This window comes from Flavobacterium sp. FlaQc-30, from assembly GCF_044005885.1.
Classification (GTDB): Bacteria; Bacteroidota; Bacteroidia; order Flavobacteriales; family Flavobacteriaceae; genus Flavobacterium.
The window spans coordinates 878617-900390 of sequence record NZ_JBIPCO010000001.1; the positions used below are offsets into that span (position 1 = coordinate 878617).

The following is a 21774-nucleotide window of genomic DNA, read 5'->3' on the forward strand; positions in this document are numbered from 1 at the left end:
GAAAAAAAAATTGATTTTATATTTTAAAAAATTATCTTTGCGCTCTGAAAAAAGAGGTATTTTCGATAAACCTAAATAGCTATTTAATAAACACATAAGTAATGTCAAAAGTAATAGGAAAAGTTGCTCAAATCATTGGACCAGTAGTTGACGTAGTTTTCAACGGTAAGGATGTTGAACTTCCAAAAATTTATGATTCACTAGAAATCACTAAAAAAGACGGAACATTGTTAGTTCTAGAAGTACAATCTCACATCGGTGAAAACACTGTTCGTACCATTTCTATGGACTCAACAGACGGTTTAAGCAGAGGATATGAGGTAGTTGGAACTGGAAATCCAATCCAAATGCCAATCGGTCCAGACGTATATGGAAGATTATTCAATGTAATTGGAGATGCAATTGATGGTTTAGGAAACTTGCCAAAAACAGGAGAAAACGGTTTGTCTATTCACAGACAAGCGCCTAAATTTGAAGATTTATCAACTTCATCTGAAGTTTTATTCACAGGTATCAAAGTAATCGATTTGATCGAGCCTTACGCAAAAGGAGGAAAAATTGGATTGTTTGGTGGTGCTGGTGTTGGTAAAACAGTATTGATTCAGGAGTTGATTAACAATATTGCAAAAGGTCACGGTGGACTTTCAGTATTCGCAGGAGTAGGTGAAAGAACACGTGAAGGAAATGACTTACTTCGTGAGATGTTAGAGTCAGGAATTATTAAATACGGTGATGATTTCATGCACTCTATGGAAAATGGAGGATGGGATTTATCTAAAGTAGATATGCCAGGAATGAGAGAGTCTAAAGCTACTTTCGTTTTCGGACAAATGAATGAGCCACCTGGAGCTCGTGCACGTGTGGCACTTTCAGGATTATCTATCGCTGAGTATTTCCGTGATGGAGCTGGATCTGATCAAGGTAAAGATGTATTATTTTTCGTTGATAATATCTTCCGTTTTACTCAAGCAGGTTCTGAGGTATCGGCACTTTTAGGACGTATGCCATCTGCAGTAGGTTACCAACCAACTTTGGCAACAGAGATGGGTGCTATGCAAGAGCGTATTACATCTACAAACAAAGGATCTATTACATCTGTACAAGCGGTTTACGTTCCTGCGGATGACTTAACTGACCCGGCGCCAGCTACAACTTTCGCCCACTTAGATGCTACAACAGTATTGTCTCGTAAAATTGCTGAGCTTGGTATTTATCCAGCGGTTGACCCGTTAGATTCTACTTCAAGAATTTTAACTCCTCAAATTTTAGGAAACGAGCACTACGACTGTGCACAAAGAGTAAAAGAGATTCTTCAAAAATACAAACAACTTCAAGATATTATCGCGATTTTAGGTATGGAAGAGTTATCTGAAGAAGATAAACTTTCTGTATCAAGAGCACGTCGTGTACAACGTTTCTTGTCTCAGCCGTTCCACGTAGCAGAGCAATTTACAGGTATTCCTGGAGTATTAGTAGATATTAAAGATACTATCAAAGGATTCAACATGATTATCGATGGTGAGTTAGATCACCTTCCAGAAGCTGCTTTCAACTTGAAAGGTTCTATTCAAGATGCAATCGAAGCTGGAGAAAAAATGTTAGCTGAAGCATAATTGGTTGTCAGTTGTTAGTTGTTAGTTGTTAGAGAGCAACCATCAACCATCAACCATCAACTATTAACTAAAAAAAAGATGATTTTAGAAATAGTATCACCAGAAGCAAAATTATTTTCGGGAGAAGTAACAGCAGTTACTGTACCAGGAGTTGATGGAAGCTTTCAAATATTGAATAATCACGCTCCTATTGTTTCTATTTTAGAAAAAGGAACTGTAAAAATTGCAGCGCCAAGTTTTAACTTTTCTAAAGAAGTAGTAGGTAAATTCACAAAGGTAAACGATCAGACTTATACATTAGAGATTACGTCTGGTACTATCGAGATGAAAGACAATAAAGTAATTGTTTTAGTTGACTAAAGACAATTTTTGAATAAAGAAAAAGCCAAACAGAAATGTTTGGCTTTTTTGTTTTTGTTTAGATTGATGATTTCATATTATTATAATCCGTTGGCTGTAATTATTTTCAACGCATAGAAACATAGCTTTTGCAGTTGAAAATTAGGCGTTTTACTTCTTTTTAATACATAGCTTCACTATGTGGAAGAAAAGTGTTTCTTTTTGTCTCCTTTTTTAGATATAAAATTTATGTTTCTATGTGTTAGATTTTTTTTTGAATTACACTCAATGGTTATTATAATATTCCCCAAAAACCAGTAGAAACATAGGCGTTAACAGTAAGACCTGAGATAATCCCCCAAGAGATAATTCCGAAAGCACTTGTAGAAAAGGCTTTTACTAATTGAAGTTTGGTGCTTTTATTTAAAAACCTGTAATAAAAAAGCGTAAAGTAAAAGAGCTGAAAGAGCAGGAATAGCAAAGCTTGATAATTAGACGATAGATGAAATAATAAAGAAATAGGCAAAATTAAAAGCGTATTGACTAATATGCAAAAGCCTAACATATACATTCCAGCAACCAAATGCTCTGTATAGTTGTAGTTTTCTTTTTTATAAAACAACCAGAAAAAGAATGCTGTAAGAGGTAAAGCCATCATTGCCATTAAGTTGGAATATTTTTTCATGAAATGAACCATTTTTTCTTTTCGTTCGTAAAGATGTATGATTTTTTCCTTTTGGATAGGATCAGAAATAGCGCTCAGCTCTGTATTTTCCTGTGAGATATTGATAGCAGGTGTTTCTTTTGGGATATTGGATATGAAAACAAAGACCGCTGCTACCAGCAAAAAAAAATTAAGCGGTGCGAAGTACTTTTTTCTTTTGCCATTTATATATTCCTTAGCTACGACGCCGCTTTTTAATGTGAGATCTCTAACGAGTTGAAAAATACCTTTGTCGGCATGTGTAAAATAATGAACGGCTTCGTGAAAAATTTCGTGTGGATTTATGCGATGTAAATGGATTTTCTGACTGCAATTAGGGCAATAATTAAAGTTAGGATAATTGGGTGTTTCACAGTTTTTGCAAATGGTTTTCATTTTTTTCTTTTTAATAAATAATTAAATTAGTGGTAGTTAGTTCGTAGTTTAAAATTAGACAAAAAAACAATTAACAATTGTTTGAAATTTAAATTATAAACTTTAATCAGTATCAAACCCGCTGATTATTTAAAACCGACTTCAATTTTTATAACTTTGCTTTTATGAAATTACCTAAAAATCTAGTTCAAAAGCTTGAAAATAGAAGGCTGAATAATTCGTTACGACAATTGCCAAGTTTTAATAATCTTGTCGATTTTTCGTCAAATGATTATATCGGTTTTTCAAAATCAGAACCGATTTTTAAAATTTCGCACCATTATTTAATCGAAAATGAGATTATTCAGAACGGTGCAACGGGTTCAAGATTAATTTCTGGAAATCATTCCTTATATCAAATTACGGAAGCTTTTATTGCGCAGTTTCATGAAGCTGAATCGGCTTTAATTTTTAATTCGGGTTACGATGCCAATGTTGGTTTTTTTAGCGCTGTACCGCAGCGAAATGATATTATTTTATATGATGAATTAAGTCATGCTTCTATTAGAGACGGAATCCTTATGTCGAATGCTAAATCGTATAAATTCAATCATAATGATTTTGAAGATCTCGAACGATTGATCTTGAAATTCCCCGATACGAATATTTATATCGTTACTGAAACAGTTTTTTCTATGGATGGCGACAGTCCAAATCTAGAAGAATTGGTAGAGTTGTCTGAAAAATATAATTGTTATTTAGTAGTTGATGAAGCACATACTTTAGGTGTTTTTGGCGAAAAAGGTGAAGGTTTAACACAGTATTTGAAATTGCATAATCGAATCTTTGCTCGAATTATGACTTTCGGAAAAGGTTTAGGCTGTCATGGCGCCTCAGTTTTGGGCAGTATAGATCTTAGAGATTATTTGGTAAACTTTGCCAGAAGTTTTATTTATACAACAGGATTATCTCCACATTCTGTTTCTACCGTTTTTACCGCTTATCAGCAATTGAATATTGAAAAAGAAACGATTGAAAAATTAAGACAAAACATCATATTTTTTAATCAGCAAAAAAACTTACTAGGTTTAAAACCAATGTTTGTTCGAAGTAAATCGGCAATACAATCGGCAATTGTGCCTGGGAATGAAAATGTGAAAAAATTGGCGCAGCAGCTTCAGGACAAAGGTTATGATGTAAAACCAATACTTTCGCCTACAGTTCCTGAAGGACAAGAGCGCTTGCGTTTTTGTATTCATAGTTATAATTCAGAAGAAGAAATTAATCAAGTTCTGCAATTATTAAGCGGTTTTATATTTTAATTATGGAAGAGGATTTTAAACTAGTTAGAAGTTATCAGTATTCCTATGAAGCTAAAGTTTTCTGTAGTAAACTTGAATCAGAAGGTGTAGATGTGTATTTAAGAGACATTAATACTGTAGACTCAAATCCTATTTGGAGCAATGCAGTGGGGGGTGTCAAGCTTTTTGTAAAAAGTCAGGATTTTGAAAAAGCAAATGAAATTCTATCAGAAATCAGTCCCTATTCTCTAAATGAAAATAATGAATTGATTAAATGCCCGCGTTGCGGAGCCGAAGAAATAGAAATGGTAACTTCAATAAAAGATTTAAAAACACTTTTAGCTTTTGTTCTTTCATTACTTCTTGTTTTGATTCCTATTTATTCAAAACACAGGTATAAATGCAATAAATGTAAGTTTGAATTTGATTGATTGAAATCATTTTTTAAATTTTTTATGTTCGCAATCCCTTTATTTTATTGATGTTTTGAAAAAAAATAAAATTTTTTGTAACGTTTTAAATGTTTGATTACTTACGAGTCGTAATCAAATAAATCAAAACAATTATGAAAACAACATCAACTTCAATAAGCGAAAAAATCTTTGATTTTATCTTTTTTTCTTCGATAGGATTCATCTTAGGTTTAATAAGTTTCTTTTTAATAAAAGTACTCAGCATCATTTTGGTAGTTTTTTTAGCTGCAGTTTGGTGGAAGAGAAATAAAAATAATAAATATTAAAGAGGAGTTTCAATCATTCAAAATCAATCAAAATTTAAAATCAATCAAAAATGAAAAATTTATTTACATCAGCAATTGCAGCCATCACATTAGTTTTCGGCGGAACAACACAAGCTCAAACAAAATCTGCAAAACTTGAAAACTCTCTTTTATGGGAAGTTTCAGGAAATGGATTATCAAAACCATCATATTTGTACGGAACGATTCATTCTATTTGTCCAACAGATTATTTTTTGACAGAAAAAACGAAGAATGCTTTTCAAAAATCAGATAAATTAATTGTCGAAATCAACTTTTCTGATCCAAATGAAATGGCAGATGCTCAAAAATTAGCAGTTTCTCCAGAGTTGTTAAGTAAAAAATTAACGCCTGAACAATTATCAGAATTAGATTTCATTTTACAAAAAACTACAGGTATAAAAGTGCAGCAGGTAGACAGTTACAGTTTAGCAACAGTTATGAGTTTAATTACTATTAAAACGTTTGATTGTGAAACCTTAAAATCATACGAATCAGATTTTACAGATTTGGCGCAGAAAGAAAAGAAAAGTGTAGGTGGTTTCGAAACGGTAAAAGGACAGTTGAATATGCTTTCTAATGCTTACACAGATTCTGAACTGATCAAATCATTAGGTGATGCGAGCAAAGCTCAAACAAAAAAAATGGTAAAGGACTATAAAAATGAAAATATAATGGATCTTTATGGAGATATTGCCAATGAAAAGGTAATGAGTAAAAAAGCTAAAAAATATATTCTTGATGATAGAAATAGTGACTGGGTGAAGAAAATGAAGGATATGATGAAAAATGAAGCACTGTTTGTAGCAGTTGGTTCAGCACATTTGGCTGGAGATGAAGGAGTAATTAATTTGTTAAGAAAGGCAGGATACAAAGTAAAACCAGTAATGAATTAGTATTATTTTGAAAGAAAAAGAACAAGAATTTTTAAATCGGATCGAAAGTCATAAAGGAATACTATACAAAGTTTCTAAGATGTACATGGATAATCATGATGATCAACAAGATTTGTTTCAGGAGATTATTTGTCAGCTTTGGAAATCGTATGATTCTTTTAGAAACGAAAGTCAGTTTTCGACATGGATGTATCGGGTTGCCGTAAATACAGCAATTGTTTTCTTGAAAAAAGAAAAACGAAAAGTGGATAGATATGAAATCGCTTCTGAAAATATCAAGGAAGATGAAGGGGATTCACATATCAAAGAAAGCCAGATAGATCATTTTTATAAAGCAGTTCAAAAACTAGAAAAAATTGATAAAGCAATCATTTTTTATCAGCTCGAAGGTTTCTCTCATAAAGAAATAGGAGAGAATCTGGGAATATCAGAGGGAAATGCAAGAGTGAAATTAAACAGAGCAAAAGAAAAATTAAAAGAAATAATTAAAAATCAAGGATATGGATTTTAACGATATACAAAACGCTTGGAATAGCGAAAAGACAGATAATGTTGTTGTTCCTAATAATTTAGAGAAAATACAATCGGCAAGTATGCCCTTGGATAGAATTAGAAAAAGTTTAAGGATAGAATTCTTTATTCAGTTTTTGTCCTTGGTGATTATAGGTCTTTTGCCATTGCATAGTAAGTTTCCATCAAATTTAATGGTGCCATATTACTTTATATTTGGGATATTGGTTGCTATTTGTATTTATTATCTAACACAGCTTTTTTTGTTTTACAGAAGATTAGATAAGGCTGCATTGAAAACTAAAGATAGTTTGTATGAAACGTATCTTGACATCAGGCTGAATATGCAGCTTTATAAGACATTTACTTTTTCGTTATCACCTTTTTTTCTAATTTATTTCTTTGGATTTATTCTTTATGAAATGCCTGATTTTCTGCAGATTTTAAATGAAGGTTTTGCCAACAAGAAATTAGGATTGATTGTGTTTGTTTTTGTAATCACGATTTTACTTATAGGTGTGCTAACAGAATGGTGGGTACATTACTCCTATGGAAAATACGCTAAGGAAATCCGAAAAGTAATAGACGAATTAAAAGAAGAATAAGAAATAATAAAAACCCATCGCCATGATGGGTTTTGTTTTTATTGGTATTTTTGTTGAAATTATTCTATAGTTTTTTAGGAATAAAAAGTCTTTTTAGAATAGTTATGAAATAAAAAACTATGAAAATATTTGTTACCGGAATTTCAACAGATGTTGGAAAAACAATTGCATCGTCTATTATTGTAGAAGCCTTAGAGGCTGATTATTGGAAACCTGTTCAGGCGGGAGATTTAGATAATTCAGACAGTTATAAAATCAAAATAAAAATCTCGAATAATAAGTCTCAAATATTCGAGAACAGCTACAAATTAAACACGCCTGCAAGTCCGCATTTAGCAGCAGAGATTGACGGTATTACGATCGATTTAAAACAAATACAAGAACCTAAAACCAATAATCATTTAGTAATTGAAGGTGCAGGAGGTATTTTTGTTCCTTTAAACGACAAAGATTCTATTATTGATTTAATGCAGCCGGATTATAAAATAGTCATCGTTTCAAGACATTATCTAGGAAGCATTAATCATACTTTGCTGACGATTGAAGCAATTAAAAATCGAGGTTTTGAAATCGCTGGAATTATCTTTAGCGGAAGCGAAAATAAAGCAACAGAAAGTATAATTCTAGAAAGAACTGGAATTAAATTAATTGGAAGAATCGACGAAGAACCTTATTTTGATCAAAATGTAATTCGCGAATACGCTGATTTGTTTCGAGAAAATCTGCTTCATTTATAGAGCAAAGATTATAGAAAATAGAATATAGACTTTCCTATCTTTGCTTAAACAATTGAGTTTAGTCTTTGTTCTATTCTCTTTCTTCTATTTTCTTAAAAATGACATTAACAGAAAAAGACAGCCAATATCTTTGGCATCCTTATACACAGCACAAAACAGCTCAAACTCCAATTGCAATTTCTAGAGGCGAAGGCGCTTTATTATGGGATGAAAATGGCAAAGAATATATCGATGCAATTGCGTCGTGGTGGGTAAACCCTTTTGGACACAGTAATAAATTTATTGCCGATGCTGTTTATAAGCAATTAACAACTCTAGAGCATGTTTTGTTTGGCGGTTTTACACATGAGCCAGCCATAAAAGTAGCAGAAAAGCTGATTGAAATTTTACCCAAAAACCAACAGAAGATCTTTTTTTCTGATAATGGTTCTACCGCCGTAGAGGTTGCGATAAAAGTAGCGTTGCAATATTTCTTTAATAAAAATGAAAAACGTACCACTATAATTGCTTTTGAAAATGCTTTTCATGGCGATACTTTTGCGGCAATGGCGGCAAGCGGAATTTCTTTTTACACGCAGGCTTTTCAGGGAATGTTTATTGATGTTGTTCGAATTCCGGTACCGGTAAAAGGACAAGAACAGATAAGTTTTGATGCATTGACGAATGTAATTCAAAATCATAATTGCGCAGGTTTTATATTTGAACCATTGGTACAAGGTGCAGCCGGAATGGTAATGTACGAACCAGAAGCATTGGCAAAATTAATTCAGATTTGTGCAGCAAATAAGGTATTGACAATTGCAGATGAAGTGATGACTGGTTTTGGTAAAACTGGAAAAACATTTGCAATGGATTACGTTTCTGAAGAGCCAGACATGATTTGCTTGTCTAAAGCCTTAACTGGAGGAACTATTCCTATGGCAATTACGACTTTTACACAAGACATTTTCGATGCCTTTTATGATGATGATATTAATAAAGCATTATTTCATGGACATACTTTTACAGCAAATCCAACAGGTTGTGCTGCGGTGCTGGCAAGTATCGATTTATTGCAGACTGCAGAAATGCAGGCTAATATTGAAAGAATTAATGCCAGTCATTTAGAATTTCAAAGGAAGATCGAAAACCATTCAAAAGTAATTACCGCTAGAACATTGGGAGTTATTTTTGCAGTTGAAATTAAATCAGATTCAGAAGAAAGTTATTATGGGTCGATGCGAACAAAGCTTTATAATTTTTTCATAGAAAACGGAGTAGTTCTGCGCCCCGTGGGAAATATTGTTTACATATTGCCGCCTTATATCATGACTAACGAACAGCTTCAAAAAGTATATAAAACAATTGAAGAAGCCATTGAAATGGTTTAGTTCTGTAAATTTGTATAAGTAATGCTGTCATTTTTAGTAACATATATTACTTATATCGTTTTATTTTTTACTCTAAAACCCGTTGAACTTTGCATAAACTTTTGCGAACTTTGCGGTTAAATAAAATAATGTGAATACACAAAAAATTGCCATAACAGCCTTTTCTTCTATTTCTCCTTTAGGAAGCGATAAAGACGAGGTTTGGAATAAATATCTGGACGGAAAACATTGTTTTATTAAACGATTTTTAGATCAGCAAGACACTTTTGTTGCAGCTTTAAGTACAAATTCAAAACAATTGATTGCTCAAATACGGGAATCAGATCCTAAATATAAATTTTTAGACGATTCTGTTTTGTTTGCATTAGCGGCTTCACGAAAGGCAGTCCAAAAAGCTGGTTGGAATTCCGAAGATGTTTTTGGTATAAATATTGGATCTTCAAGAGGAGCTACAGATTTGTTTGAAAAACATTATGCTGAGTATATAGAAACAGGAAAAGCGCAAACTTTAGCATCACCTACAACAACTTTAGGAAATATTTCTTCATGGATTGCACATGATTTGCAAAGTGCAGGACCAGAAATTTCACATTCAATAACTTGTTCAACAGCATTACATTCACTTTTAAACGGTGTTGCATGGTTAAAATCGGGAATGGCGGATAAGTTTTTGGTAGGAGGCAGCGAAGCGCCTTTAACAGATTTTACTATTGGACAAATGCGTGCGTTAAAAATATATTCACGCATCGATCAAGAAAATGATTCTTGGCCCAACCTTGCTTTTGATTTTGAGAAAACACAAAATACCATGATTTTGGGTGAAGGTGCTGCAGTATGCTGCTTAGAATCTGGAGAAAAAGAAAATGCTATTGCATACGTTACGGGAGTGGGTTATGCAACTGAAATTTTAGAACATAATATCTCAATTTCTGCCGAAGCTGATTGTTTTCAGAAGTCTATGAAAATGGCGTTAAAAGATACCAATTTAGATAGTGTTGATGTTATTGTAATGCATGCACCCGGAACAATTAAAGGAGATTTGACAGAACTTCGTGCAATTGAAAAAGTTTTTGGTTCAAAACCGCCTTTGTTGACCACTAATAAATGGAAAATCGGACATACTTTTGGGGCTTCTGGAATATTGAGTGTAGAGCTCGCGCTTTTAATGATGGAACATGATATTTTTATCGAAACTCCTTTTTCAAAAGCAATAACTAAAGACCGATCAATTAAAAAAGTTTTGATTAATGCTGTTGGTTTTGGCGGAAATGCGGTTAGTATTTTAATCGAAAAAGCATAGTTTAAAGCTTCAAAATAAAAAAATCCATTTATCACAGGTAAATGGTTTTTTTGTTTTTTATATCTAGGAACTATTTTGCTTAAAATAGTTTAAAGGTTTTCAAGATCTTTTACTTTTTCATAAACCAGATTACTTTCATACCCTCTTCGAAGCATATAGTCGCAGAACTTTTTGCGCTTTTTTAATATATTTTTCTCCTGTATACCGTTCCAGCATCTTTCAGAAAGAGCTTCAAAAGTTTCAATATATTCTTCTTGCGAAATCTCTTTGAGTGCGAGAGTTATATTTGTGCTGGAAATATTTCGAAACTTCAGTTCATTTGTAATTCTAAGTTTTCCCCAATGTTTAATGCGATGTTTTCCTCTGGCAAAACTGCACGCAAAACGTGTTTCATTCAAGAAGTTACCTTCAATTAATTGAACCAGAATAAGATCTATTTCGTCAGAAGTCATTTTTAAACTATAAAGTTTTGATACAACTTCATCATGACAACGCTCCTGATAAGCACAAAAGTGTTCTAGTTTCTGTAAGGCTTCTTTCGGAGTACAGGTCGAATTCATGTGTTTTTCTTTCTTTTTATGTGTTACTGCTTCAAATAGTCATTTTCTTGAAAATTCTATCAAAGCAAAAGCAAATTTAAATAAATCCCCCAGTTTATAAGATTCAAAATTTACTTTTGAGTGTTCATTTTTTATACCTACAGCGAAAAAAACATTTTTTTAGGCATTATAAAAAATCACTAAAAGTGGGTATTGTTTTTAAAATCAGAACAGTTTAATTTCGGTTAATTCTTACAATTTTAAATAATCATCTGGTTTTGATAAAAAAACTACTTTACCTGCTGTTTTGGGTTTCTTTTCTCTCCTGTACTTTCATTAATGCACAGCAAGGAAAATTGGATACCACTTTTAATACATTTGATGATGGTACAAAAGGTGATGGTTTTGACAGTGCTGTTAGAACTTTACTTTTGCAGCCCAATAATAATTTAATAGTTGGGGGTGATTTTTCCAGCCTAAACGGAATTCCATCTCCATCTTTAATACGTTTAAAACCAGATGGAACAATCGATGAAAGTTTTACTGTAGGTTCAGGATTCAGTGGTAAAGTTTATACCGCTTATTTACAGCTCGACGGGAGAATAATAGTTGGCGGAGGATTTACAAGTTATAATGCGGTAAATTCAGGAAGATTAATTCGCTTAAATGCAGATGGTTCCCGTGATTCAACTTTTGACACTTCTGTGGGAGCCAGCAGTGGTATTATTTATAGTATTGCAGAACAGCCAGATGGAAAAATTATAATTGTAGGAAGCTTTACAAAATACAATAATGTAACTGTAAATCGCATAGCACGAATTCTTCCAAATGGCTCCTTAGATCGAACATTTGCGACAGGAACAGGATCTTCGACCAATATTACTAATGTTAGAATCCTATCAAATGGAAAAATCTTAATTACAGGAAATTTTATTTCATTTAATGGCACATTAAGTAACAGGATTATTCGATTGAATTCTGACGGAAGCGCTGATAATAGTTTTAATATTGGTTCTGGATTTAATGATGATGTAAATGCCATTGCTGTACAACGAGACGGAAAAATTCTTCTAGGAGGTAATTTCACACTTTATAATGGAAATACCGCAAATAAAATTATTCGCATTTATGAAGATGGATCATTAGATCAAAGTTTTCAAAGATTAGGTTTTAATAACGGTTCAGTACAAACAATCAAAGAAGATCTTTTAGGAAATATAATGGTGGGAGGATCTTTTTCCAGCAGATATGGAAATGATGATGTAAATAGAGCAGTACTTTTAAACGCCGACGGAACTATAAAATCTGACTTTGATTTGGGCGCAGGTCCTGGGTCAGCTTCTGTTTTTGCATTAGCAGAAGATCAAGAAGGATCATGGTTTATTGGCGGTTCATTTGCGGTTTTTGATGGGCAAAATCAAGGAGGTTTAGCTAAAACAGATTCTAATGGAGAACAAGATACAGGTTATTTGTCAGCAGGAGTTGGCTTTGATAATTCAGTGTTAAAGATTTTGCCATTAGCAAATTTAAAAACAATGGTTTTTGGTAATTTCAGCAAATTCAATAATTTACCAGTTAATCGAATTGCACGACTTTTAGAAGACGGCTCGCTTGATTTGGATTTTAATACAGGTAAATCAGGAGCCGATAAACTAATAAAAGCAGCTGTAGTTCAAGAAGGAGGAAAAATTGTTTTTGGAGGAAATTTTGCCAAGTACAATGACGCAGTTTCTAATAGAATTGCTAGAATATTACCAAACGGCTCTTTAGATAATACTTTCAATAGCGGTACTGGATTTAATGCTCAAGTTTATGCTTTAGCAGTACAGTCAGACAATAAAATTATTGCGGCTGGTAACTTCACTCGGTTCAATAACGATTTATCTGCTGCTAGAATAGTAAGATTATTGCCCGATGGATCACGAGATGTTACTTTTAATGTTGGTACAGGTGCAGATGCTATTATCGAAGATGTTTTAATTCAGCCAGATGGGAAAATATTGGCTGCAGGCAGATTTACCACTTTTAACGGACTGTCCTATCCTCATTTAGTTCGTCTAAATGAAGACGGAAGTGTCGATTTAAGTTTTAATATAGGCACCGGTTTTGATAAACACATCTACGCACTTGCAATGCAATCAGACGGAAAAATAATTGTTGGTGGTACTTTTTTGACATTTAAAGGCTCTTCACAAAAAAGAATTATCCGTTTAAACTACAATGGAAGTCTGGACGATAGTTTTTCTGCAGGAACAGGCTTTAGTAACGGCGACGTACGGTGTATTTTGGTACAGCCAGATGATAAACTTTTAGTTGGAGGGGCCTTTTCAGGAACTTATAAAAACAGTCAGGCACTGCGATTAATAAGACTCTTGAAAACAGGCGATTTTGATAACTCATTTGATGCGCGGCTCAATAAAAATCTTTTAACTTTAAATTTCACCAACGATTATAGACTTTTGATAGGTGGTGATTTTAATTCGGTCAACGGAGTTTCTAAACATCGAGCAGCACGATTAAAACTTTGTGTAGATTCAACAATTTGGGATGGATTTTCTTGGACAAAAGGTTACCCGTCCAGCGGAAAAGAAGTGTTCTTTAAAGAAAGTTATCCAAATTTAATTGCAGCAAATATTTGCAGCTGCACAATTGAATCAGCCAAAACGGTGACACTTTTAAGCGGAAACACTTTAGGTGTAGAATTTTCTTATTCAGGTTTAGGAACATTAGTTTTAGAAGATACAGCAAGTTTGTATCAATCAGACGATAGTATTATAAATACTGGGATTATTAACCTTTATCGAAAAACAAAACCAATTTTAAGATACGACTATACGTTTTGGTCTTCACCTGTCGATAATCAAAAATTAATAGATGTATCGCCCAATACATTGTTTGATAAATATTTGTCATTTGATACTGCCGCGGGCTGGAAAGAAGAATCACGTTTAAATAATATGCTGTTAGGTAAAGGATATGCAATAAGAGGACCGCAGGAATTTTCGATAACATCAAGAGCAGTTTATGAAGCCGTTTTTAAAGGAATCCCAAATAATGGAAAAGTAGAAATTGAATTGGGAGAAACAGATAGTTTTAGTTTAGTCGGAAATCCCTATCCATCGGCAATAGATGCTGCAGTTTTTTTGAAAAAAAACAATCTTAAAACCAAAGGCGCACTTTACTTTTGGATGCATCATACACCAGTAACTAATTTTGAATACAATTCAGATGACTATGCGGCCTATAATCTGGTTGGAGGAGTGGGTACCGAAGCATCATCTTTCGATATAAACACAACTATTCCTGATGGAAGAATAGCCTCGGGGCAGTCCTTTTTTGTTACAAGTAATGCTTCAGGTACGATCGAATTTAATGACAGTATGCGGATACTAGGAAATAATAATGCTTTTTTTAAACCTTCTAAAGCAGGAAATTTTCCAAGCAGTAATAAAACAGAGAAACATCGATTGTGGTTGAATTTTCAAAATTCAAAAGGAGCTTTTAAGCAAATTTTGATTGGATATCTCGAAGAGGCTACTAATTTTTATGATTTAAAGTATGATGCGGAATCATTAGACGGAAATCAATTTGTTGATTTTTATAGTTTAATTGACGATAAAAAGCTTGTAATTCAAGGGCGTGCTTTGCCTTTTTCAGAATCAGATTTTGTTGCTTTAGGATATAGCTCAACAATTGCCGGCGAATTTTCAATTTCAATTGATCATGCAGATGGCGATTTGAGTACTCACGCTGTTTATTTAGAAGACAAAACCGAAAATGTTATGCATAATCTTCTAGAAAGCAGCTATAAATTTACAACCACAGCTGGAACTTTTTTAGATCGTTTTGTAATTCGGTATAATATTGAAACATTAGGAGCGGATCAATTTAAGAATCAAGACAGTTCGCTTTGCGTTTCGGTTAAAGGAAAAAACATAATATTAAATTCGACAAAAGATACTATGAAAGAAGTATCAATTTTTGATGTTTCAGGAAAAATGTTATTCAATAACAAAACAATTAATAATACAGAATACCAGATTGTAAACTTCAAATCCAGTGATCAGATATTGTTAATTAATGTAATTTTTGACAGCGGAAAATCAGCAGCTCAAAAGATTGTTTTTTATTAATTTTTCTCAAAAAGTCTTTTGCAGTTTTTCATGAGTGTTTTGAATTGCTTTTTCATTCTTATAATCAATCCATTTTTGTCCTTTTACCTTTCGCATCATAATATCAAAATAGCGCATGATAAAAACATTATAAGCCGCTTTTGATAAATTGGTTATGTTTTTAGGAAAGGAGCGCAGGCTCATAGAAAATCCTGGAGTTAAATATTTCATATAATGCCAATAACCCTCTGGCATATACAGCATTTCGCCATGTTTTAAGTTTGTAATGTAGCCTTTTGCATTTTTTAGAGCAGGAAATTTTTCGTAATCAGGATCATCAAAATTTATATCTTCTCTCGAAATTAAAGCGTGAGGTACTTTATACATATATTTGGATTGGTCAGGAGCAAAAAGCATACATTGTTTTTCTCCATGAAAATGAAAGTGAAGAATATTTGAATAGTCAATATCAAAATGCATGAACACTTTAGAGTTTTCACCGCCAAAAAACAACATTGGCATTTGCTTTACAAGTTTTAAGCCAATATCAGGCCATAAAAAATCTTGATTTAATGCCGGAACTTCTTTCATTAAATTATAAAGAAAGATGCGATAATTTGTTGGTTTTTGTTCCAGAAGATTTATATAATCGCTCATTTTCATTTTAGTATGAGCTTCATTAAAACCGTCTTCATGATTAACGGGTCTATTATCGTACAAGGGCACAATTAAATCTCCTGCGACTTTCTTTATATAAGAAAGTTTCCAATTTTTATAGGCTGGCCAATCTTCGGTCAGTTCCTCAACAACTACTGGGATTTGTTTTTTTACATATTGGGAAATAAAATCGGCCTTAGAGATTTTTTTTACCCTTTCGATTTGTTTTAACTCCATCTTCTAAATAAAAAAATTGCTTATAACACACAAGTTATAAGCAATTTAAAAATATTTATCGAGATTTTGAGCTCTGTTAATTAAATTTTTGATTTAACTGAAGCTTCAATATTTTTTTCGATAGTATGTCCAGGTCTTGACCATTTAGGTTTTTCACCCAATGAAGTAAATTTAGAATCGGCTGCTTCAACAGTTTTAGGCTGCATTACCTTGATAAAAGGTTTTTGAGGCACCATTCCTAATGTTTCGAACATCTTCATATCTTCGTTTACATCTGGGTTTGGAGTAGTAAGTAATTTGTCACCTGCAAAAATTGAGTTTGCTCCCGCAAAAAAGCACATTGCCTGTCCTTCACGAGTCATATTGGTTCTTCCAGCAGATAAACGAACCTGAGTTTCCGGCATTACAATTCGAGTTGTAGCCACCATACGAATCATTTCCCAAATTTCAACTGGTTTTTCCTCTTCCATTGGAGTTCCCTCAACAGCAACCAAAGCATTAATTGGCACAGATTCTGGCTGCGGGTTTAATGTAGAAAGAGCAACTAGCATTCCAGCTCTGTCCTCTATACTTTCTCCCATACCAATGATTCCGCCGCTGCAAACCGTAACATTTGTTTTTCGAACATTCTCGATAGTCTGCAAACGATCTTCAAAACCACGCGTAGAAATTACGTCTTTATAATATTCTTCAGAAGTATCTAAGTTGTGATTGTAGGCATATAAACCAGCTTCGGCTAAACGCTGTGCCTGATTTTCAGTAATCATACCTAGAGTACAGCAAACTTCCATATCTAGTTTATTAATGGTACGAACCATTTCTAAAACCTGATCAAATTCTTCGCCGTCTTTTACATTTCGCCAAGCCGCTCCCATACAAACGCGTGAAGATCCGCTTGATTTTGCACGCAAAGCTTGTGCTTTTACCTGACTTACACTCATTAAATCATTTCCTTCAACACCAGTATTATAACGTGCAGCTTGTGGGCAATAACCACAATCTTCAGGGCAGCCGCCCGTTTTGATCGAAAGTAAGGTAGATACCTGAACTACATTCGGATCATGTTGTTGTCTATGAATTGTCGCAGCTTCATAAAGCAATTCCATTAAAGGTTTATTGTAGATTGCGATTATTTCGTCTTTGGTCCAGTTGTGTTTTGTAATGCTCATCGAATACATTGTTTTTGAAGCTTCAAAAGTAATTAAATTGTCCTAATCAGCAATAGGGAACGCTGCAAATGAATATTAGTGCATTATTTTCAAAAAAGAAACACTCTAAAATCATCAAATTAAAGCTTTTATGATTTTAGAGTGTTTTTTTAAATGAATGTTTTTTCTGATATATTAATCAGCAACATATTTATTATTCCAATATAACATCATCAATAAAGTAACAATTACAGATGAAGCAAGCCCTTCAAAAAGTAGACAGATGCAATAAGTAGGAACAGAAGGATTTCCTCCAAACATGAAAGTTTTTGAGAGTGTACTCACATAAGCATCACCGCCTCTTGCGTAACTATATACTAATAATCCGAAAACGCTCAATGCAACACCAACCACTGAAGTTGCCATTGCCGAAACAGCATTAGATACAAAATTCGTTTCTCCCTCGTGAAGATTCATTTGCATAGTTCTGTTTACACCCCAGAAAATAAAAAATACATTTAAGACACGCAGGTAAAACAAATCAGCTAAACCCAATACATTCATCAATAAAAAGTAAATGCCAATTCCGAGGAATATCAAAAAACCGTTGGTTATTTCTTTAGGTAGTTTCATAGTGGTTATTTTTAAAGAAGTTAATAGTAAAGTTTTGATAAACAGAGTTGTATATCAAATTTACTAAAAAAATAACTACGATGGTTTAAAATTAAAGAAAAGTATATCTTAAGATTTGCTTACAATTGATTTATAAATGCCAGTGCATTTATTCGATCTTGATTTAACTGCTCTTTTAGTAAATCTATCGATCCAAACTTTTGTTCTTCACGTAGGAAATGCAATAATGAAACCTCGATTTCTTTGTCATAAATATCAGCATCGAAATCAAAAAGATTCACCTCGATAGTTTGTTTCTGACCGTTTACAGTTGGATTAAAACCAATATTCATCATTCCAAAAACCTCCTTTTGATCGATAAGAGCTTTAACGGCATAAACACCAGTTTTGGGAATCAATTTATAATCCTCTTCAATTTCTATATTAGCCGTTGGAAAACCAATTGTTCTTCCTAACTGTTTTCCTTTTACAATTTTACCGCTCAAAAAATAGTCATAACCTAGATATTCATTGGCTAAATCCATTTTTCCTTCGGTAAGAGCTTTTCTAATTTTAGTAGAACTTACAGAGACATCTTGAATTTCTTGTGCTGAAATTTGTTCAACTTCAAAACCATATTCAGCGCCATAAGCAATTAAATTATCAATATTGGCAGTTCGATTTCTTCCAAAACGATGATCGTGACCAATAATTATTTTTTGAATATGAAATTGATCTACTAAAATCGAATGCACAAATTCTTCAGCAGTCAGTCTCGAAAAACTTTCGTCGAAAGGATGAATGATTAAATTTTCGATTCCTGTCGCTTCCAGAAGTTTTGTTTTTTCAGCAATCGTGTTTAAAAGTTTTATTTCTGATTTCTCCTGTAAAACCATTCTTGGATGCGGAAAAAAGGTAAGCACCAAACTTTCGTATTTGCCATTTTCGGTATTTTGAGTAATTCGTTCCAGAATTTTTTTATGACCAATATGCACACCATCAAAAGTACCAAGAGTTAAAATTGTTTTCTTGGTCGAATGAAAATCGTTTATAGAATGAAAGAGCTTCAAAACAAATAATTTAAGATGCTGCAAATTTATACTATCTATTTTAAATTTTAGGCTTAGGCGAATTGATTTTTTTTAAGAAGATTAAGTTTCCCTTGACGACAAAAAAGTGAGACTTGTCGATTAAAAAATATTAAATGTCGGTTAAAAGTAAGAATTTGATTTAATTCCTTTAATTTTGATGTAGTAAAGAACAACTTGCCATGAAAAAAACTCTACTATTCTTATTTTTACTTTTTAGTTGGTCAGGATTGCAGGCTCAAAGCGATGATTTGTGGCAGAAAGTCAATACTGCTTCAGTTTTTAGTAAAAAGACAGTCGTTTTAGATTCTGGTAAACAGTATTACAAATTGAATGCTGGTTTTTTAACCTCAAAATTGGCAAAAACAACCGAAAAATCGGCAGTAAATAATACCGCAGAAATTACAATCCCAAATTCAAATGGAGTTTTAGAGCGATTTCAAGTTTGGGAATCTTCCAATTTTGAACCTGAATTACAAGCCAAATATCCAGAAATTAGAGCTTATCAAGGAAAAGGATTAGATGATAAATCGGCTAGAATACATTTCAGTGTTTCTGAAAGCGGAATACAAACAATGGTTTTAAGAGTAGATAAAGCTACCGAGTTTATAGAAGAAAATCCAGAGAATAAAACTGAATACGTTTTATTTACGTCTAAAGATAAAACTTCAAAAGTTAAGTTAGATTGTAAAACATCAGACGAACTTATTGCCAATTCTAGTTTTGGTAAAACGGCACAAACAGCAGCAAACACAAAAGTTTTAAAAACCCTGCGTTTAGCATTGTCTTGTACAGGAGAATATACGGCATATTTTGGCGGTACAAAAGCGAAAGCCTTAGAAGGAATGAATGCAACAATGACCAGAGTCAACGGGATTTTGAATAAAGATCTTGCTGTGAAATTGGTTTTAATTGCAAATAATGATGCCGTAATTTATACAGATGCGTCGACAGATCCCTATTCTGTTGCATCAACAGGGGTTAAAGGAGCTTGGAATAAAGAAGTACAAACTACTTTAACGAGTGTAATAGGCAACAATAATTATGATATTGGACATTTGTTCGGCGCTTCTGGCGGAGGCGGAAATGCGGGTTGTATAGGCTGTGTTTGCACAAATCCAACTTCTAGTGATTCTTTGGCAAAAGGAAGTGCTTATACATCTCCAGGCGATGGAAAGCCTCAAGGAGATACTTTTGATGTTGATTTTGTTGTACATGAATTTGGTCATCAATTAGGAGCAAGTCATACTTTTTCATACGATTCTACCGAAAGAACCAATGTAAATGTTGAACCTGGAAGCGGTTCTACAATAATGGGATATGCAGGAGTAAGCGGGGATTATGATATACAAGATAATTCAGATGATTATTTTGCCTATGTAAGTATTTTGCAGATCCAAAATAACCTTGCAGGGAAAAGCTGTCCTGTCAATACAAGCTTGACTAACAATCCGCCGGTAATTGATGCCGGTTTAGATTATACCATTCCAATAAGTACTGCATTCGTTTTAAAAGGCAGTGGTTCAGACCCAGATGGTGATACCGTTACTTTCAATTGGGAAGAAAATGATAATGCAGTAACAACTTCAGGCTCAACAAGTATTGCTTATCCAACAAAACCAGATGGGCCTTTGTTTCGATCAGTAATTCCTAATAGTTCTCCAATTCGATATATGCCAAGGTTGAGTTATGTTTTAGACAATAGACTCACTACAACTTGGGAATCAGTTTCTTCTATCCCAAGAACATTAAACTTTACTTTAACAGGCAGAGATAATTCAACTTTAGATTCAGGACAAACCAATACAGATGCTATGGTAGTAAACGTAGTTTCTACTGCGGGACCATTTACGATTTCTTCTCATAATGGTACTGACGTAAGCTGGTGGCAGGGCTTAAGTGAAACTGTAACTTGGAATGTTAATAATACTAATACACTTCAGGGATCATCGCAGGTAAATATTAAATTGTCTACAGATGGCGGTTTAACTTTTCCAATTGTACTTGCGGCAAATACTCCAAATGATGGTTCAGAAACGATTATACTTCCAACAAGTGTTGTCTCATCAACTAATTGCCGATTATTGATTGAGCCAACGGCTAATATTTATTATGCGATAAATAGCAAACCTTTTGCAGTAGGCTATACGCCATCAACCACTTGCGCTTCTTATAGTTTTGGAAGTTCGTTTAGTATTCCGGGAGGTACTACATTTACAACAAAAACTGTTAGTGTTCCTGCTGCCACAGGTACAGTATCAGATGTAAATGTTTCAGTAAATGTAACACACGAAAGAATGTCAGACCTTGAAATTCAAATTGTAAGTCCAAAAGGAACTGTCGCTCGTTTGTTTAATAAATCCTGCCCAAGTTTGAATTCAACTTTAATTTTCCGATTTGATGATTCCGGTGCTGTTTTAGATTGCAGTAAAACAACAGAACAAATCGTTATTCCTGTAGATCAATTAAGTGTTTTTAATGGAGAAAATCCAGAAGGAAGCTGGACATTTGGAGTTCGTGATGCCGTTTCGGGAATGTCTGGAACAATTAATTCAGCTTCTGTAAATATTTGTACACAGAGTTTTACTTTAGGACGTGATGATTTCGAAAATATTGATTTTGCACTTTATCCAAATCCTAATAAAGGCAGCTTTTCGATTCAGTTTCAAAGTGAGTCAGCAACAGGATGTAAAGTATTTGTTCATGATATTTTAGGGAAAAAAGTTTACGAAAACACTTTTGAAAGTTCTGGAGTTTTCAATCAAAATATTCACTTACCAAACGCAGCAGCTGGAATTTATCTCGTTACCGTAATTGATGGAGACAGAAGAACAGTTAAGAAAATAATAGTCAATTAAAGTATTTGGAATTTCTC

19 protein-coding genes are annotated in these 21774 nt (G+C 33.4%); 13 read left to right on the forward strand and 6 right to left on the reverse strand.

Annotated elements, in window-relative coordinates:
* Positions 1 to 101 precede the first annotated feature (101 nt).
* The gene (gene atpD, locus ACHRV0_RS03850) at positions 102 to 1613 is read left to right on the forward strand and encodes a F0F1 ATP synthase subunit beta (RefSeq protein ID WP_089053364.1); all 1512 of its coding nucleotides are present in this window, start codon (positions 102 to 104) and stop codon (positions 1611 to 1613) included.
* 78 nt (positions 1614 to 1691) lie between these two features.
* Positions 1692 to 1973 (forward strand): F0F1 ATP synthase subunit epsilon, encoded by a 282-nt coding sequence (locus tag ACHRV0_RS03855; protein ID WP_129023705.1) that lies wholly within the window; start codon positions 1692 to 1694, stop codon positions 1971 to 1973.
* A gap of 274 nt (positions 1974 to 2247) precedes the next feature.
* Here ACHRV0_RS03855 and ACHRV0_RS03860 read toward each other — a convergent pair whose 3' ends face one another.
* The gene (locus ACHRV0_RS03860) at positions 2248 to 3051 is read right to left on the reverse strand and encodes a DUF3667 domain-containing protein (protein WP_395439960.1); all 804 of its coding nucleotides are present in this window, start codon (positions 3049 to 3051) and stop codon (positions 2248 to 2250) included.
* A 164-nt stretch (positions 3052 to 3215) separates the two neighbouring features.
* Here ACHRV0_RS03860 and ACHRV0_RS03865 point away from each other — a divergent pair, with 164 nt between their 5' ends.
* The 9 genes from ACHRV0_RS03865 to ACHRV0_RS03905 all read left to right on the forward strand — a co-directional run bounded on the left by ACHRV0_RS03865 (position 3216) and on the right by ACHRV0_RS03905 (position 10506).
* A complete protein-coding gene (locus ACHRV0_RS03865) occupies positions 3216 to 4352 on the forward strand; it encodes an aminotransferase class I/II-fold pyridoxal phosphate-dependent enzyme (protein WP_395439961.1) in 1137 nt (378 codons plus the stop codon).
* Positions 4353 to 4354: 2 nt separating this feature from the next.
* Complete coding sequence (locus tag ACHRV0_RS03870; RefSeq protein ID WP_395439962.1) at positions 4355 to 4762, forward strand: DUF2007 domain-containing protein; 408 nt, start codon at positions 4355 to 4357, stop codon at positions 4760 to 4762.
* Positions 4763 to 4896: 134 nt separating this feature from the next.
* Positions 4897 to 5070 carry a hypothetical protein gene (locus ACHRV0_RS03875; protein WP_395439963.1) on the forward strand — a complete coding sequence of 58 codons (174 nt, stop codon included), beginning with the start codon at positions 4897 to 4899 and terminating at the stop codon, positions 5068 to 5070.
* A 50-nt stretch (positions 5071 to 5120) separates the two neighbouring features.
* A complete protein-coding gene (locus tag ACHRV0_RS03880) occupies positions 5121 to 5984 on the forward strand; it encodes a TraB/GumN family protein (protein ID WP_395439964.1) in 864 nt (287 codons plus the stop codon).
* Positions 5985 to 5991: 7 nt separating this feature from the next.
* Positions 5992 to 6495, forward strand: coding sequence for an RNA polymerase sigma factor (locus tag ACHRV0_RS03885; protein ID WP_395439965.1), 504 nt, complete (start codon positions 5992 to 5994; stop codon positions 6493 to 6495).
* Positions 6485 to 7099 (forward strand): hypothetical protein, encoded by a 615-nt coding sequence (locus tag ACHRV0_RS03890; RefSeq protein WP_129023699.1) that lies wholly within the window; start codon positions 6485 to 6487, stop codon positions 7097 to 7099. Before ACHRV0_RS03885 ends, ACHRV0_RS03890 begins: the two co-directional genes overlap by 11 nt.
* A gap of 119 nt (positions 7100 to 7218) precedes the next feature.
* On the forward strand, positions 7219 to 7836 hold the full coding sequence (gene bioD, locus ACHRV0_RS03895) for a dethiobiotin synthase (RefSeq protein ID WP_395439966.1): 618 nt from the start codon (positions 7219 to 7221) through the stop codon (positions 7834 to 7836).
* Positions 7837 to 7934: 98 nt separating this feature from the next.
* Entirely contained in the window at positions 7935 to 9206 is a 1272-nt protein-coding gene (gene bioA, locus ACHRV0_RS03900) for an adenosylmethionine--8-amino-7-oxononanoate transaminase (RefSeq protein ID WP_395439967.1), read from the forward strand.
* Positions 9207 to 9336: 130 nt separating this feature from the next.
* Positions 9337 to 10506 carry a beta-ketoacyl synthase N-terminal-like domain-containing protein gene (locus tag ACHRV0_RS03905; RefSeq protein ID WP_395439968.1) on the forward strand — a complete coding sequence of 390 codons (1170 nt, stop codon included), beginning with the start codon at positions 9337 to 9339 and terminating at the stop codon, positions 10504 to 10506.
* Positions 10507 to 10595: 89 nt separating this feature from the next.
* Here the strand turns inward: ACHRV0_RS03905 and ACHRV0_RS03910 are convergent, their stop codons facing one another.
* Positions 10596 to 11066: a regulatory protein RecX gene (locus ACHRV0_RS03910; RefSeq protein WP_089053353.1), complete on the reverse strand. Its 471-nt coding sequence runs from the start codon at positions 11064 to 11066 to the stop codon at positions 10596 to 10598.
* A 257-nt stretch (positions 11067 to 11323) separates the two neighbouring features.
* On the opposite strand from ACHRV0_RS03910, the gene ACHRV0_RS03915 reads away from it, so the two are divergent.
* Positions 11324 to 15178: a T9SS sorting signal type C domain-containing protein gene (locus ACHRV0_RS03915; protein WP_395439969.1), complete on the forward strand. Its 3855-nt coding sequence runs from the start codon at positions 11324 to 11326 to the stop codon at positions 15176 to 15178.
* A 6-nt stretch (positions 15179 to 15184) separates the two neighbouring features.
* Here ACHRV0_RS03915 and ACHRV0_RS03920 read toward each other — a convergent pair whose 3' ends face one another.
* The 4 genes from ACHRV0_RS03920 to ACHRV0_RS03935 all read right to left on the reverse strand — a co-directional run bounded on the left by ACHRV0_RS03920 (position 15185) and on the right by ACHRV0_RS03935 (position 18881).
* Complete coding sequence (locus ACHRV0_RS03920) at positions 15185 to 16051, reverse strand: cupin-like domain-containing protein (protein ID WP_129023694.1); 867 nt, start codon at positions 16049 to 16051, stop codon at positions 15185 to 15187.
* 80 nt (positions 16052 to 16131) lie between these two features.
* Entirely contained in the window at positions 16132 to 17220 is a 1089-nt protein-coding gene (gene bioB / locus ACHRV0_RS03925; RefSeq protein ID WP_395439970.1) for a biotin synthase BioB, read from the reverse strand.
* Between the two features lie 174 nt (positions 17221 to 17394).
* Positions 17395 to 17832 carry a hypothetical protein gene (locus ACHRV0_RS03930; protein WP_089053350.1) on the reverse strand — a complete coding sequence of 146 codons (438 nt, stop codon included), beginning with the start codon at positions 17830 to 17832 and terminating at the stop codon, positions 17395 to 17397.
* Positions 17833 to 17951: 119 nt separating this feature from the next.
* Positions 17952 to 18881 (reverse strand): bifunctional riboflavin kinase/FAD synthetase, encoded by a 930-nt coding sequence (locus ACHRV0_RS03935; RefSeq protein ID WP_129023692.1) that lies wholly within the window; start codon positions 18879 to 18881, stop codon positions 17952 to 17954.
* Positions 18882 to 19081: 200 nt separating this feature from the next.
* On the opposite strand from ACHRV0_RS03935, the gene ACHRV0_RS03940 reads away from it, so the two are divergent.
* Positions 19082 to 21757, forward strand: a complete 2676-nt coding sequence (locus tag ACHRV0_RS03940) for a reprolysin-like metallopeptidase (protein ID WP_395439971.1) — start codon at positions 19082 to 19084, stop codon at positions 21755 to 21757.
* The last annotated feature ends 17 nt before the right edge of the window (positions 21758 to 21774 follow it).

Bases quoted from the DNA above. Each gene is read 5' to 3' on its own strand.
- ACHRV0_RS03910 (WP_089053353.1), bottom strand. From the start codon at position 11,066: ATGAATTCGACCTGTACTCCGAAAGAAGCCTTACAGAAACTAGAACAC.
- ACHRV0_RS03855 (WP_129023705.1), top strand. From the start codon at position 1,692: ATGATTTTAGAAATAGTATCACCAGAAGCAAAATTATTTTCGGGAGAA.
- ACHRV0_RS03875 (WP_395439963.1), top strand. From the start codon at position 4,897: ATGAAAACAACATCAACTTCAATAAGCGAAAAAATCTTTGATTTTATC.
- atpD (WP_089053364.1), top strand. From the start codon at position 102: ATGTCAAAAGTAATAGGAAAAGTTGCTCAAATCATTGGACCAGTAGTT.
- ACHRV0_RS03865 (WP_395439961.1), top strand. From the start codon at position 3,216: ATGAAATTACCTAAAAATCTAGTTCAAAAGCTTGAAAATAGAAGGCTG.
- bioD (WP_395439966.1), top strand. From the start codon at position 7,219: ATGAAAATATTTGTTACCGGAATTTCAACAGATGTTGGAAAAACAATT.
- ACHRV0_RS03860 (WP_395439960.1), bottom strand. From the start codon at position 3,051: ATGAAAACCATTTGCAAAAACTGTGAAACACCCAATTATCCTAACTTT.
- ACHRV0_RS03890 (WP_129023699.1), top strand. From the start codon at position 6,485: ATGGATTTTAACGATATACAAAACGCTTGGAATAGCGAAAAGACAGAT.
- ACHRV0_RS03930 (WP_089053350.1), bottom strand. From the start codon at position 17,832: ATGAAACTACCTAAAGAAATAACCAACGGTTTTTTGATATTCCTCGGA.
- ACHRV0_RS03920 (WP_129023694.1), bottom strand. From the start codon at position 16,051: ATGGAGTTAAAACAAATCGAAAGGGTAAAAAAAATCTCTAAGGCCGAT.
- bioA (WP_395439967.1), top strand. From the start codon at position 7,935: ATGACATTAACAGAAAAAGACAGCCAATATCTTTGGCATCCTTATACA.
- ACHRV0_RS03940 (WP_395439971.1), top strand. From the start codon at position 19,082: ATGAAAAAAACTCTACTATTCTTATTTTTACTTTTTAGTTGGTCAGGA.
- bioB (WP_395439970.1), bottom strand. From the start codon at position 17,220: ATGAGCATTACAAAACACAACTGGACCAAAGACGAAATAATCGCAATC.
- ACHRV0_RS03870 (WP_395439962.1), top strand. From the start codon at position 4,355: ATGGAAGAGGATTTTAAACTAGTTAGAAGTTATCAGTATTCCTATGAA.
- ACHRV0_RS03880 (WP_395439964.1), top strand. From the start codon at position 5,121: ATGAAAAATTTATTTACATCAGCAATTGCAGCCATCACATTAGTTTTC.